14 protein-coding genes and 1 tRNA gene are annotated in these 13,017 nt (G+C 63.1%); 2 read left to right on the forward strand and 13 right to left on the reverse strand.

The window, feature by feature from the left end; all coding sequences use genetic code 11:
* Positions 1-317 precede the first annotated feature (317 nt).
* Positions 318-455, forward strand: coding sequence for a transposase (locus HMPREF3176_RS10620; RefSeq protein WP_256365625.1), 138 nt, complete (start codon positions 318-320; stop codon positions 453-455).
* A 125-nt stretch (positions 456-580) separates the two neighbouring features.
* Here HMPREF3176_RS10620 and HMPREF3176_RS00250 read toward each other — a convergent pair whose 3' ends face one another.
* Complete coding sequence (locus HMPREF3176_RS00250; protein WP_070457290.1) at positions 581-1,267, reverse strand: copper resistance CopC family protein; 687 nt, start codon at positions 1,265-1,267, stop codon at positions 581-583.
* 26 nt (positions 1,268-1,293) lie between these two features.
* Positions 1,294-1,980 carry a molybdenum cofactor guanylyltransferase gene (locus HMPREF3176_RS00255; RefSeq protein ID WP_070457292.1) on the reverse strand — a complete coding sequence of 229 codons (687 nt, stop codon included), beginning with the start codon at positions 1,978-1,980 and terminating at the stop codon, positions 1,294-1,296.
* A 128-nt stretch (positions 1,981-2,108) separates the two neighbouring features.
* On the opposite strand from HMPREF3176_RS00255, the gene HMPREF3176_RS00260 reads away from it, so the two are divergent.
* A tRNA-Arg gene (locus HMPREF3176_RS00260) sits at positions 2,109-2,181 on the forward strand.
* Positions 2,182-2,278: 97 nt separating this feature from the next.
* On the opposite strand, the gene HMPREF3176_RS00265 is transcribed toward HMPREF3176_RS00260, so the two are convergent.
* The 11 genes from HMPREF3176_RS00265 to HMPREF3176_RS00315 all read right to left on the reverse strand — a co-directional run bounded on the left by HMPREF3176_RS00265 (position 2,279) and on the right by HMPREF3176_RS00315 (position 12,960).
* On the reverse strand, positions 2,279-3,283 hold the full coding sequence (locus HMPREF3176_RS00265) for a Gfo/Idh/MocA family protein (RefSeq protein ID WP_070457294.1): 1,005 nt from the start codon (positions 3,281-3,283) through the stop codon (positions 2,279-2,281).
* Positions 3,280-4,284, reverse strand: coding sequence for a Gfo/Idh/MocA family protein (locus tag HMPREF3176_RS00270; protein WP_070457296.1), 1,005 nt, complete (start codon positions 4,282-4,284; stop codon positions 3,280-3,282). The genes HMPREF3176_RS00265 and HMPREF3176_RS00270 overlap by 4 nt, the downstream gene beginning before the upstream one ends.
* A gap of 35 nt (positions 4,285-4,319) precedes the next feature.
* Complete coding sequence (locus HMPREF3176_RS00275) at positions 4,320-5,219, reverse strand: carbohydrate ABC transporter permease (RefSeq protein WP_070457297.1); 900 nt, start codon at positions 5,217-5,219, stop codon at positions 4,320-4,322.
* A complete protein-coding gene (locus HMPREF3176_RS00280; RefSeq protein WP_141742298.1) occupies positions 5,212-6,183 on the reverse strand; it encodes a carbohydrate ABC transporter permease in 972 nt (323 codons plus the stop codon). The genes HMPREF3176_RS00275 and HMPREF3176_RS00280 overlap by 8 nt, the downstream gene beginning before the upstream one ends.
* On the reverse strand, positions 6,180-7,505 hold the full coding sequence (locus HMPREF3176_RS00285) for an ABC transporter substrate-binding protein (protein ID WP_070457299.1): 1,326 nt from the start codon (positions 7,503-7,505) through the stop codon (positions 6,180-6,182). The genes HMPREF3176_RS00280 and HMPREF3176_RS00285 overlap by 4 nt, the downstream gene beginning before the upstream one ends.
* A 36-nt stretch (positions 7,506-7,541) precedes the next feature.
* Positions 7,542-8,753, reverse strand: a complete 1,212-nt coding sequence (locus HMPREF3176_RS00290; RefSeq protein WP_070457301.1) for an ROK family transcriptional regulator — start codon at positions 8,751-8,753, stop codon at positions 7,542-7,544.
* A 217-nt stretch (positions 8,754-8,970) separates the two neighbouring features.
* Positions 8,971-9,852: a hypothetical protein gene (locus HMPREF3176_RS00295; protein ID WP_070457303.1), complete on the reverse strand. Its 882-nt coding sequence runs from the start codon at positions 9,850-9,852 to the stop codon at positions 8,971-8,973.
* Between the two features lie 84 nt (positions 9,853-9,936).
* Complete coding sequence (locus tag HMPREF3176_RS00300; protein WP_083286140.1) at positions 9,937-10,821, reverse strand: C40 family peptidase; 885 nt, start codon at positions 10,819-10,821, stop codon at positions 9,937-9,939.
* A 184-nt stretch (positions 10,822-11,005) separates the two neighbouring features.
* On the reverse strand, positions 11,006-11,734 hold the full coding sequence (locus HMPREF3176_RS00305; protein ID WP_070457305.1) for a metal-dependent transcriptional regulator: 729 nt from the start codon (positions 11,732-11,734) through the stop codon (positions 11,006-11,008).
* A 189-nt stretch (positions 11,735-11,923) separates the two neighbouring features.
* Entirely contained in the window at positions 11,924-12,229 is a 306-nt protein-coding gene (locus HMPREF3176_RS00310) for a hypothetical protein (protein ID WP_070457307.1), read from the reverse strand.
* A gap of 50 nt (positions 12,230-12,279) precedes the next feature.
* Positions 12,280-12,960, reverse strand: a complete 681-nt coding sequence (locus HMPREF3176_RS00315; RefSeq protein ID WP_141742299.1) for a hypothetical protein — start codon at positions 12,958-12,960, stop codon at positions 12,280-12,282.
* Positions 12,961-13,017 lie beyond the last annotated feature (57 nt).

The raw sequence follows: 13,017 nt of genomic DNA on the forward strand, positions 1-13,017 counted from the left end.
TCTCCAGGCGCGAACTTGCCATAAACTTCGGTGACCGACACGACTACCGGTCCCCCAGCTAAAGCTACACCCGGCGCCTCCGGGCAATGTCCGAACAGCCCTCGACCAAGTTATCACGGCTGACTCCACTTACCGAGAGGGTCCGAGTCCGAAGCCTGTTGGGAAGTTCAATCCTCATCATTCGCAAAACCTTCCTCACAGGGCATCAATTCGCAACAGAACTCGCTCACTGCTTCGTGAGGTTCAAGCCCATGTTTTTCCACGAACGAGTTCCTCTGAACTCGTCTAAATAACTCGTTCGGATTGGACTTGCACTCATCTATTGGAGCAGCGCTGCGGTCGAGGCCGCGAACACCGGCACCAGGAACATCAAACGCACCGGCCGCGGATTCCGCAACCCAGAGAACTACCGGATGCGCATCCTGCTGACCAGCGCCGCAAAAACCGTAGCGTGAATACCCGCCCCAGCAGGATCATTCACCACAAATCGCGAAGAGCCGGTTATGGGGCTTCGGCGGAACCTCACGGATTTACCGCACCATTACCCCCACAACCCCTATGCAATCCAGTTATGAGTGCGTTAGTCCTCGTCGTCGTTCTTTCGCAGAAGCCAGATAGCCACGACGATCGCGAGCAACGCCACCACAATCACCGGGAGCCACAGCGCCCAGTTGAACGACTTCTTCTCATCGGTGACAACCTTGTCGGGTGTTTCGATCGACGTCGCAGTGGCCTCCGCGCTCGCCTTGTCGTTCTTGTCGCCCTTACCGGCCGCATCGCCGCTCTTACCGGAGTCACCGGACGCCGAACCGCCGCCGGTCCCTTCGCTGGCGCTCTCTTCCGTGGCGGAGCTTGCCGCCTCCTCGGACGGCTTGCTCGGGTCTTCCTTGACGGTGTAGGTGAGCGTGCCCGAAATCGGGTGGCCGTCGGAACTCACGACGCGCCATTCAAGGGTCATGTCGCCGGGAGCTGGGAGCTGGTCGAGCTCGACACGGACCTCGTGTCCATCGACCTGGGGCTCTCCCTCAAACAGAACCGTTCCGGCGGAATCCTTCGCGCGCACCTCGTTCCCGAGCTTGAGCGGCTCCGCGGAAAACTCGAGCGTAATGGTGCGGGCCTCCCCCTGGAGGATCTCGGCGCCATCCGCCGGCGTCGAACCCACGAGTCGATCGTGCGCGAGGGCGGGCGCCGCGAGCATCATCATCGCGGCAAGGGCCGCACACACGAGGGTAAAAAAGCGAGAAGCGGGGCGTGATAGCGCGTGCATGAAAGTCCTTTCGCAAACACCGGCAATCAGCGGCGCGAGCGAGCCTGCTCGAGCTGCTCGGGTGAATCAATATCGCTCAACGAGCGGGCCACTAGCTCCGGCGCTAGTCCGCTCGCGCCTGCAAGCGTACCAACGTCAAGCCACGCCGACTGAACGGGCTCGGGCGTAAGCTCGCCGAGAGCGCGATAGAGGGATTTCGCGCTCGCCCCAACGAGAGAGCCGCTCTCCCCCGCAACGTGCGAAAGAGCGTGCGCAAGAACCATGCGCGGCCACGCGGCGCACAAGAATTGCCGACGCCCGCCCGCATCAACGGCACCCGCAACCTTTCCAGGTGCTTCCGCGCACTCATGTAAGAGAGCGCCGAGCACGCGCGGCTCGAGCCATGGCATGTCTCCGCCGAGCACAAGCACCACCTCATCAGTGCTCCCAAGCCGCTCCAGCTCAGCCAGTCCACGCGCGAGACCCGCAACAGGGCCGGAAAAGGGCGGGTCCTCCCGCACGCACACCGCACCGATGCTCTGCACGTCCGTTCCCCGCTCCCCCACGAGGACGAGAGGCGCACCCTCGCCGAGCGCCGAACGCGCCGCCAACAGCGCGCTCGCGCGCATGGACCGATCCTCCACCTCGAGAGTGGGTTTATCGACGCCGCCCATGCGCGAACCACGGCCGCCGGCAAGCACGATCGCCGCACCTGTAACCTCAAAAGCTTCCATGTCTCCATCCTCCCACTCGCGCCGCCTCGCGTGACATCCGCTTCCGCGCACCGCTTGGAACTTTGAGGCTGCGGCGATCGCCGCTAGAGTGGAAGGGCTCGAAAGCGCGAAGCATGCGCTTTTCGATTGCCCTCGTAGCTCAGGGGATAGAGCACCGCTCTCCTAAAGCGGGTGTCGGACGTTCGAATCGTCTCGGGGGCACAACGAAAGCCCAGGTCATAAGGCCTGGGCCTCGCTGTTCGAATCTTCCGGTACGCAGCGGATACGAAGTAGCTTCTACCGCCAGGCGGCCGCCGCGTCAGCGCAGTGGCACGGGCCTTCCCGTGCGCACCGACTCCTGCGCAGCGTTCACGACCCGCACTGTGCGCGCGCCAACGGCGCCCGACGGTTCCCGCTCTTCTCCACTGCGCACGGCTTCGAGAAATGCCTCGAGCAGGAGCGAATCGAGGTTGAGTCCAAAGGGATGCCACTGGCCGGGGCCATCGACGCGTTGCGAGAACGCATCAACGTTGAGCTGGCCGCCAGTACCGGCCACATGGAGCTTGAGGCCACCCCACGTAGGGGCCTCGGCGGGCTGCGACCACGAGCAGTCGATCGTCGCAAGCAGCCCGTTCGCGTAGCGAAGTGTCACGAGGCCGCCGGTCTCGGCATCGCCGTCATTCGTGTGGCCGTACAGCACGCCGTTCGCGACCGCGTGCACGGAATCGGGTTCGCCGAAGAGTGAATCGAGAATTTCGGCGATGTGCACGACGTGATCGACGAGGGCCCCGCCACCGGCAGCTTCCGGGTCCGTGAACCAGTCGCGGCCCGCGGGCAGCTTGCCGTTGTTGGCGCCCGCGAGCGCGATGATCTCGCCGAGGCTGCCGTTGTCAACGGCTTGGCGCAGCGCGGCAACCTGGGGCGAAAAATGCACGGGGAAGGCCGTCATGAGCACGACTGAGGCGTTCGCGCAGGCGTCGACCATCTCCTCGGCGTCCTCGACGGTGGTCGCGAGCGGCTTCTCGCACAGGACGTGGATGCCACGACGCGCGGCCTCGAGCACAAGAGGTTTGTGACCGGCATTGTCGCTACAGACGACGACGGCGTCGGGAGCCTCGCCGTCGAACGCCGTCCATGCCTCGTCGATCGTCGCGACGGTGCGCTCGGCGGGAACGTCGCCGAAGCCGTCCGGATCCGCGAGGACCACCTCGACGTCGCCGCGAGCCTCAAGGAGACGCACGTACGAAGCAGCGTGGACGTGAGCGGCGCTCAGCACCGCGACGCGAAGGGCTCGACCTTCGAATGTGGAGTCGGTGGCGGTCACAGCACGATCCTTTCGCCGGTACGGATGGATTCGCGGGCGGCCTCGGCAACGGCGATGGCGCGGGTAGCGTCGGAACCGTTTACGCGCGGGGTGGGCCCGGGGTTTCCGACACTCGCCTGCTTCACGCAGTTCCAGAAGTCTTCAATCTCGGCCCCGTAGGGATCGCGCATCCCGGCGACGCTCGGGAGGTAGCTCTTGCTTTCGCTCGACGAAGCAACCGCGTCGAATTCGACCCCGGTGTTTTTCGCGGAGTCGTACGTGAGTTTGCCGCGGCTTCCCGCAACGTCGAACGAATAGTGGAAAACGGTTCCTTTCGCGCCCCACATACCGCGGCAGAACGAGAGTGCACCGCTTTCGTGCGTGAGGATCACGTGCGCGGCACGCACGCTCCGATCGCCGCTCGAAATGTTTTGAGCAGCGAACACGCTCCTCGCGGGCCCAGCAAGCCATAGCGCCTGGTCGATGTCGTGAATCATTTGATCCATGATGATCCCGCCGCTCACGGCTTCGTCGCCGAACCAGGGCTGCACGGGCATGGAGCCGGAACGCTCGAAACGGAGGACGGCGAGATCGCCGAGACGCCCCGCATCGACGGCGCGGCGAAGCGCTTCATACTGAGGGAAGAACCGCACGACGTGCGCGGGGAAAAGAATGCGGTTCGCCTCGCTCGCGTGCTGCACCATGCGCTCCGCCTCGCGTGAGGTCAGCGCAAGCGGCTTCTCACACAGCACGTGCGTGCCGTGGTCGAGGGCGGCGTGCACGTACTCGGGGTGCGAAGGGGTGGGCGTACACACGTCGATCACGTCGACGGCCTCGAGGAGGCTTTCGAACGAATCGTGAATCGTCACGGGCGCGAATTGCGCGGCAAATTCTTCTGCGCCTTGGCTGCTGAAAACGTGGATCGTAGCGCCGAGGGCCCGCCAGCCGCGGGCGTGGGAACGGGAAATACCTCCCGTTCCCACGATTCCCACGCGGGGGGACGGCTCAGAATGGAGAATCATTCGTTCATTCTTTCAAGGAACACTGAACCTAAGGTTTAGCGGAAGCTCGATAGGGCAAAGCCTTCAATGACCTTCTTTTGCATGATGGCGAATGCGAGGAACACCGGGGCCATGGCCATGAGGCTCGCCGCCATAATCATCGGGTAGTCGGGCCCCACGAGGTGGTCGCCCTGGAGCATCGCGAGGCCTACTGCCACCGGGTATTTCTCGGTCGAGTTGATGACGACGAGCGGCCACAGGAGACTGTTCCAGGCCGACAGCAGCGTGATCACGCCGAAGGAAAACAGCGCCGGTCGCGCGAGCGGAAGCATGATCTTCCAGAACATTTGCCACGGGTTGCAGCCATCGAGCTTCGCAGCGTCGACGAGTTCCTCGGGGATGCGGCGGAAGTACTGCATCATGAAGAACACGCCGAAGGCACTCACGAGGCCCGGGGCGAGGATCGCGAAGAAGTTGTCGAGAAGCCCCGCCGCGTCGACCATCTGGTACTGCGGGATGAGGAAGATTTGCCCGGGAACCATGAGAACCGTGAGCAGGAGGAAGAAGATGACATTGCGGCCGCGAAAGCGCATGCGCGCGAACGCGTATCCGGCGAGTGAACATGTCACGAGTTCCGCAAGGACCCTCAGGATCGCGTAACTGACGGTGACGGTCATCTGCTCGGTAAACGGGACGAACTCGAAGACGCGCGCGAAATTCTCCCACCGGAGTTTCTCGGGCCAGAGGTTCATCGGGATTTCGACGACCTCGGCGCGGGTGCTGAGCGCGAGCTTGATCTGCCACAGGAACGGGAACAGCATCGTGAGGGCGCCGATCGCGAGGATCAGGTGCGCGTCCCACGTGTGCCCGTGCAGGCCTTTGCTGCGCTTTTGCTTCTTCTTCCTCTTCGCCTTGGTGTCGTCGAAGGGAAGATCGGGAGCGAGGGAATCAGTCATAGTTCACCCACTTCTTCTGGACCCGGAACTGGACTACCGTGAGAATGCCGACGATCACGAGGATGAGCAGGGCGATCGCGGAGGCGTACCCCTTGTCGTCGCCCGGGAACGCTGCGCGGTAGAACAGGTACACGAGCGAGAGCGTCTTCTTCGTGACGGGGTTGGCATCGCCAAGAACCGCGAAAATGAGATCGAAGAGCTGGAAGCCGCCGATGATGCTCGTGACCGTGAGGAAGAAGATGCTCGGAGTAAGCAGTGGGATCGTGATCGAGAAGAACTGACGCCACGTTCCCGCGCCATCGAGCTGCGCGGCCTCGTACACTTCGGGCGGAATCGTTTTCAGGCCAGCCCCGAGCACGATGATCTTGAAACCGATGCTCATCCAGAGCCCCACGATCGCGACGACGATGAGGGCTACCCATTCGGTTGTGATCCACCGAGGGCCTTCGATACCGAAGAGCCGCAAGACGACGTTGACGATGCCGGCTTCGCTGTGGAAAATCATGCGCCACACCATCGAGATGGCCGTGGGCATCGCGATGTACGGCAGGAAGAACAGGGCGCGGTAGATCCCGGCACCCTTGAGGCCCGGGCGCTCGAGCAGCGCCGCGAAAAGTACGGAGATCGGAATCGCGAGCAGAATGATGACCGTGTAGATCACCGTGTTGAGGAAGGCGCGCGGTAGCTGCGGATCCTCGGCGAGGCGTTTGAAGTTATCGAGCCCCACGAAGTGGGCGGGCTCGAAGGTTGACCACGACGTGAGCGACATGCCGAAGCTCATGATCATCGGCACGAAATACATGAGGCCAATGCCGATCACGGTCGGGGCGATGAAGAGCCACGGCCAGATGCCGTCGCTCATGCTTCCGCGGCGCTTTTTCTTCCGCGGGGGCCGCTGGCCCGCCTCATGAATCTCTTCAGAGGCGGCGCCAGCGGCAGCGTTCGAAACGTCGAGCGAGCTCACTCGCCCTTCTCCTTCGCGAGCACCTCATTCATGGCCTTCGCGAGCTCGGTGCAGCCTTCCTCGGCGGTGAGTTCACCGGTGAAGACCTTCGTGAGGTACTCACCCTCGAGCTCCTGCCAGTCCGGGCAGTTCTTCGAGACGGGGAAGGACACACCGTTGTTCTCGGCCTGGTCGATGAACACCTGAAGGTTGAGCTCCGGGTGAGCGTTGACGTAGCCATCCTGAGTGCCGTTGAGGGCCGGGTTCGCGGCACCGGAATCGGCGCTGATCTTTGCGGCCTCTTCACCGGCGAGGAAAGCAACGAGAGCCTGCGCCGCCGGCATGTTCTTGGTGAATGCGGAGATGCAGTTGCCGATGCCGTGCACAGCGGTCTTCGGAATGTCGCCGCCGGGCAGCGTCGCGACGGTCACATCATCCTTGGTCGATGCCTTGAGCATCGCCGGCACGCGCCAGTTGCCCGACCACTGCATCGCGCATTTGCCGCTCTCGAACATGGCGTAGGCGGAGTTCTCGGCGAGGTAATCAAGGTCGGGGGATGCGCCGATCTCGATGAGGTCGCGCCAGAACTTCACGCCTTCGATCGTCTTCGGATCGTCGTACCCCGACTTCTTCTTGTCGTCGGAGATCACGTAGCCGCCCGTGATGGCGATCGAGTGGTAGTAGGACGCGGTGCGCGAGAACACCTCCGCGCAGCCCCACACATCGTCGGGCAGCTTCTCGCCGAGCTCGACGGCCTTTTCCTTGTAGGTGTCGAGCGTCCAAGTCTCATCGGGGTAGGCGACACCGGCCTGATCAAAGAGCTTTTTGTTGTACCAGATGGCGACGGTGTCGAAGTCTTTCGGCGCAGCGAAAGGTTCACCGTCGACGCTGTACATGGTGGCGAGCGCTTCCGGGTAGTTCTTCGGATCAAACAGACCCGCATCCTGGAGCCCCTTGAGCGAGGCGAGCTGGCCATTCTCGGCGTAGGAGCGGAAGTGCGGGCCCGTCATCCAGAACACGTCGGGAAGAGCTTTCGAGGACACCTGGGTGCGCAGCTTCCCGAAGTATTCCTTCCACGGGGTCATCTGGAGGCTGACCTTCACGTTCGGGTACTTCTCATTGAACGCTTTGATCATTTCCTCCAGCATGTCCTGCTGGTTGACGTCCCAAAACGCATAGGAAATGCTGCCCTCGATCTTTTCGGGGTCGTCGCCGATTTCGTTCTTCGTGCCCTCACTCGAGGTGCCTCCGGTACCGGAGCCTCCACAGCCAGCGGCGGCGGCTGCGAACGCAGCACCACCGGCGGCAAGAAGGGAACGGCGGGCGATGGTGGATGTCGACATGATGTGCTCCTTGAATAGTGGGGATAGGGGTAGGGGTCAGCTGGCGAGCGCGTGACTCGGGTGGTCAGCCTGCTCGGTTGCGGGGTCGTTTTCGGTCAGGGTCGTAGGGGCGGGCAGTTGCCAGTGTGCGAGCGCGGGTGCGCTCGGGTTCGTGAACGCGGTGTAGAGGGCTCCGACGGCTGTCGAATAGCGCCCGTGCGCCGAGCGCCTGATCCGCGGCAGGAAGGGGACGGTGAGGCGCTCCTTCAGGTAGGGGGCGAGGAAATCCGCGAGCGGTGCGGATGTCTCGCTCAGCGCGCCCGCGAGAACGAGAACCTCCGGGTCGAGGATCGCGACGAGGCGCGAAAGGGGGTCGGCGAGTGCTTTGAGATAGTCGTGCAGGCTCGCGAGGCATTCGGCATCCCCCGCGTGGGCCCGCTCGGCGGTCTGGAGGGGGCTTCTGCCACATGGCCACTGCCAGTCACCGCATACCGATCCGGGGGTCCATTGAGTTCCGACGGCTGTCGTCATTTCGCCGGCGACGCCGTTGGCACCTTCGAAGAGCTCGCCATTGAAGGTGACCGCGCTCGAGACACGGCGCCCGAGCCACACCGTCACCTGGGATGAGTCAACTGTGCCGGCCCCGAGCCGCGCCTCGCCGAGCGCTGCAGCTTTGACGTCGTTACTCACAAAAAGCGGAACGTTTATAAGGGATTCAATTTCGCGATGAAAATCCCAATCATTCAGGTACGGCAGAACACGCGAAAGCTTGACCTTCTCTGATTTGACGATACCGGGGACCGCGAGCCCGATGCCCGCAACGGAGGCGCCGTCACTCACGGTGCGCACGACGTCGTCGAGGTCTCGCAGGAAGGTGTCGCGCGAGGGTTCGCGCACGCGATCTGCCTCGTAGCGCGCAAGAATTCGGCCCGCGCGATCGGTGGCGATCGCCCGGATCGCGTGCTCGCCAATATCGACGCCCACCATCCTGTCGGTTGGAACGAAAGTGTATGTTCGCCCTGGTCGACCGGCTTTTCCTGTGGGACGCAGATCCGAGGTCACGATTTTTGCCGTCTCAAGAGAACGCAGAGCAGCGTCAATCGTGGGCCGCGAAAGATCGGTGCGGCTCGCGATAGCGCTTGCCGTCAGCGAGCGGTGGTCGCGCAGCAGGAGGAGGCACTGTTCTTCGGGGGAAACGTGAGGACCGGTTGCGCGCCGTTCGGGTTGAACCAAGCGCGATGCTGCACTCACATTTCGCGTGCGCGCCATGTGCGAACCTCCCCACCTAAGCGACTACCCCGTTCGGGACAGAAGTTTTTAAAGCCGCTTTAAATAAATCAATGCTGGGAGTTTTCAGCAAGGAAAGCAACGAAATGTCGGAACCTGTTCATCGACAATTAAGATTCGCGCCGGTCCCACACCGTTTCCAGTAGGTCAGCTCACTACCCACCGCTCGTGGCGGTAAGAGGCCCGAATGCGGGCGAGGCTACCAGCGCTCGGGATATCCGCCCTGCGTCGCGGGCAGAGCCTGGCGCTGCGCGGCCGACCGCCGCGCAGCAACGATCGACATGCCCGTGACGGCAGCGATGATGAGGCCGAGACCCGCGAGAGCGCACAGGACCGCCGGAACGAAAACGTCGTGGGCAGCAACGTCGAGAACGCGCTGGACCACGGGCCCGGCAATGGTCGAATCGGTCAGAGTCTCGGGCACCCATAGCGCGTGGCCGTAGAGCACGCCAATCCACGTCAGCGCCGTCACCAGTACGGCGACGCCTAGGAGCATGAGCGTGCGCAGTCGAACGCTCGACACGAGAAGCGCTCCTATGCCCGCAGCAATACCCACGACGGTAAGGAGGGTTGCGTTTACGGCGATGGCCTCAAGAATCTCGAACCAGCCGGCATCGAACGTACCGAGGTTGACGACGGTCGGTCCGACATCGGGGATGTCGAACGGGAGAATCGATTTCACGGGCGCGAGGAGCGCATCCCAGATTGGCGTGAGATCGGCGTGCACCGTCACGGTCGTGGCGCCGCTCGTGAGCTGGTCGTGGATGTCCCCCATCGTTCCCGACCACATCGTCCCGTAGGCCTCGGTGCCTGTGACGGCACCGACTTGGGACAAGAGCGTGTCCTGCACCCCTGCCCGTATGCTCTCGGGAATGGGCAGCCCCGCACCGACCTGGTTCATCGCCTCATTCGCGAGGGTCTTTTGCAGGTCGAGGTCGCGCGCGAGGGGGCTCGTGAGCGTCAAGAAGCCCTCGCGGTTCACGATGCGGTCGCGCACCCACGCGGCGGGTACGCTCACGGTTGTTGCCACGAACGAGACAAGCACCAGGAGCACGGCCCCGATTTCACGCACGATAGTCATAGGCTCACCTTACCGAACCGGCCATACCTCTTAAAAGGAAACGCCACCCCGGCACGATCCGGGGTGGCGTTCTCAAAGTCGTGATCAGTCAACGATACGGTAGAAGGACCAGTTCGCGTTCCAGAGCTTGCGGATGCTCGTGTTCTTTGCGCTGTTGCCCGCGTCGAGGATCATGCCGTTGCCGGCGTAGATGCCGACGTGGCCGGGGTAGTAGGCGAGATCGCCGGGGCGAGCCTCAGAGCGGGAGACGCGCTTGCCCATACGTGCCTGGGCGCCCGCGCTGTGCGGGAGGTGGATACCGTGCTGGCGGTACACCCACGACGTGAAGCCGGAGCAATCCCAGCCCGAGGGCGAGCTGCCACCGAACACGTAGCGAACGCCGATGCCTCGCTTAGCAGTCGAAAAGATCGAACCAGTAGCAGCAGACGAGCTCGAGGCCTCTTCGGTCTCGTTGTCGCGCTCCTCGCTCTTCTTTTCGCGCTTCTTGCGATCGGAGGTGTCCTCGGAGTTGTCGTTGTCCTCCGACTCGTCGTTTGCGCGCTCTTCGCGGCGGTCCGAGCGACGCTCTTCGGTCTCGTTGGTATCGCGCGAATCCTCTTCGCGGTTGTCGGATTCGTCTTCGTCACGGTCATTAAGAGCCTCGGGCTCTTCAACCTCAACCACGGGAGCTTTGGGCTTGAGGGTCGCGGCCGAAGCGGCGAACACACCGAAAGCTGAGTCGTCGTGCTTCTGAGCGACGGGGATGGTCACGGCCGGGGCGGTGACGGGGGCGATGACATTCGTCGACTCGGCAGCGGCATCGGCCTGAGTCGTGCCGTCAGCGAGTGCGCCGGTGGAGCCGGTGAGCACGAAGGTCGCAGCGAAAGCAACGCCAGCGGTGCCACGGGTAGCGCGCGCCACTGGGGTAACGGGGCGCATCTGGCGGCGATGGGTGTTCGCGAAACGATTCGACACGTGGGGACCTTCCATGTTCTCGACCTTACGGCTCCTGCCTAAGCGTTCGAGCTTCCCGGAGCAGGTATGAAAATCCAGGAGCTAGGGCGCGGCTCTTCCACAACCGAGTACGACTCTACGAAACAAAACGCCTCCGTCAGTGGGATCTGACGGAGGCTGTTCCAAGTCTTTGACAGTCCTTTACCTAGACAGAATCAGGTCACACTGGGTCGACCCCGATGTGGCCCGCATCGGAAGGAGTGAGCGAGATCGGTTCGCCCCCCTCGGTCTCGAGAACGATCGCATCCGCGTCGGAATAAACGCGCACGTCAGCACCGGGAACGACCCCGTGGGCCTCGAGATCCGCCAGGAATGACACGTCCGACTGAATCACCTCTCCGATCGACGCAACGCGCACGGTGCACGGCCCTGCGCTCAGGTCACAATCCACGAGTCTTTGACCCGCACTTTGCCGAACTCCCGAGCTGTTGACCCCCTCGGTTACACCGGGGTGGATGTCTTCGAGGCCGCACTCGAGTTCGGCAAGGCCCGGGATCGGATTCCCGTAAGGGTCGCGATACGGAGGGGTGAGGAGCGACGCGATCTTGCGTTCCACGTCGAGGCTCATCACGTGCTCCCAGCGGCACGCCTCTTCGTGCACTTTCGAGTACTCGAGGCCAATGACGTCGATGAGGTGGCGCTCGGCGAGGCGATGCTTGCGCATCACGCCCGTGGCGATCCGCTCTCCCTCGATACTCAAGTGAATCACGCGCTCATCGTCGAGGAAGAGCAAGCCATCGCGCTCCATGCGCGCAACCGTCTGCGAAACGGTGGGTCCAGACTGATGCAGTCGCTCCGCGATCCGCGCCCGCATCGGGGTAATCCCGAGTTCGAGCAGCTCGAACACCGTTTTCAAGTACATCTCTGTCGTATCGATCAGGTCAGTCACGATGCTCCTTCGAGTGGGGCGCACGGGGCGCGGAAAACATGGGGGCGCTGCTCGATTCTATAAGTGAGGTTCCGACGGCAGCCCGGCAAGCGTCGGACCCGACACTGACTTGCGCTCCCCCGCCACCGACATGCGCAGCGATCGCCCGCACGAATCCTGCCCCAACCGAGACGCACGATGCGTCCCGCACTACACGTCGTGTGTCACGATCCTCGCGAGTAGCGTGAGCACTCCTGCCGTCGAGGCAAAAAACGCCGCAATCGCCGCAACGGAACCGACGAACATGCCGGCTTTTTCCCCGTGCCGCACTGCGCGCACGAGAACCCACGCGGCTAGGGCAAGCCCCGCCACTGCGAGGCCGATGCCGACGCCTATAACAATCGCCCACTTGAGGAGCCCGAGTGCGCCGCCCACAATCGCGAGAAGTAGAGCGCCCATGCCAAGAGCGGGCGTAAGGGCCGTGGAGCGCGAACGGGCGGGGGCGTGCACGGTCACGGTGTCACCTGGCCTAGTGTCGCCTCCATTGGTTTCGTGCGCTATGCCATTCACGGCAAATGCCACTGCACGTTGTATTCCACTCCATTGTCATCCTCGTCGGTAAAAGTGAGAATCTTTTCGCCGTCTCCCACGAGTTCATCGGGGAAGCACACGAGACCCGATGCCATCTCCCCTTGCTTTAAGACTGCGGGTACGAGTTGACCTTTCACGATCACCTCGTAGGCCTGCACCCCCTCTTGTGTGCTGCTCTTGAACCAAAACTTCCTCGCGTTCGCATCACTCACGCCCCTCTTCGCGGTGATCTGAACGTTAATGCACTGTGAGGGGCCGGCGTCCGAGGGCTGTTCGGGGTGGAAGCTGTCGTCAAGGACAGTGACCTGGGCGGGGCCCGCATCGACGGGGGTACCGGGCGTTCCAGTCTGAAGAGGCGCGGGCGGTGGTGGCGGCGGGTATATTTCCTCGTCGCCCCCGCCCAGCGTGATGCCGTACTGGCGGCCGGTGGGGCTTGGCGAGGGCGCGGTCGTTGCTGCCGAGGGCGCCTCCTCACTACCCGCCTTAGCATTCGCCCCCTGGCCCGCAAGAGACACGTAGGCGAGGACGCCGAGAACCGCGATGATCGCAATGCTCAACGCCGCACTTGCGCCAATGAGGATCCCCGTGAGCGCGGTGTTACGCGTTGGCGGGGGTTGCGGCTGATTCATTCTAGGGCCGAGGGATGGTGCGCTCATGCGGCCATCATAGACGCCGGCCGGCCATAAAGGTATGACAGGTCACACCTCCGGTGC

It is taken from the genome of Dermabacter sp. HMSC08H10 (genome assembly GCF_001807585.1).
In the GTDB taxonomy this organism is placed as follows: Bacteria; Actinomycetota; Actinomycetes; order Actinomycetales; family Dermabacteraceae; genus Dermabacter; species Dermabacter hominis.

Excerpts from the sequence above, each read along its gene's own strand:
- HMPREF3176_RS00250 (WP_070457290.1), bottom strand. The coding sequence starts at position 1,267 with ATGCACGCGCTATCACGCCCCGCTTCTCGCTTTTTTACCCTCGTGTGT.
- HMPREF3176_RS00255 (WP_070457292.1), bottom strand. The coding sequence starts at position 1,980 with ATGGAAGCTTTTGAGGTTACAGGTGCGGCGATCGTGCTTGCCGGCGGC.
- HMPREF3176_RS00270 (WP_070457296.1), bottom strand. The coding sequence starts at position 4,284 with ATGATTCTCCATTCTGAGCCGTCCCCCCGCGTGGGAATCGTGGGAACG.
- HMPREF3176_RS00275 (WP_070457297.1), bottom strand. The coding sequence starts at position 5,219 with ATGACTGATTCCCTCGCTCCCGATCTTCCCTTCGACGACACCAAGGCG.
- HMPREF3176_RS00285 (WP_070457299.1), bottom strand. The coding sequence starts at position 7,505 with ATGTCGACATCCACCATCGCCCGCCGTTCCCTTCTTGCCGCCGGTGGT.
- HMPREF3176_RS00290 (WP_070457301.1), bottom strand. The coding sequence starts at position 8,753 with ATGGCGCGCACGCGAAATGTGAGTGCAGCATCGCGCTTGGTTCAACCC.
- HMPREF3176_RS00295 (WP_070457303.1), bottom strand. The coding sequence starts at position 9,852 with ATGACTATCGTGCGTGAAATCGGGGCCGTGCTCCTGGTGCTTGTCTCG.
- HMPREF3176_RS00300 (WP_083286140.1), bottom strand. The coding sequence starts at position 10,821 with ATGGAAGGTCCCCACGTGTCGAATCGTTTCGCGAACACCCATCGCCGC.
- HMPREF3176_RS00315 (WP_141742299.1), bottom strand. The coding sequence starts at position 12,960 with ATGAGCGCACCATCCCTCGGCCCTAGAATGAATCAGCCGCAACCCCCG.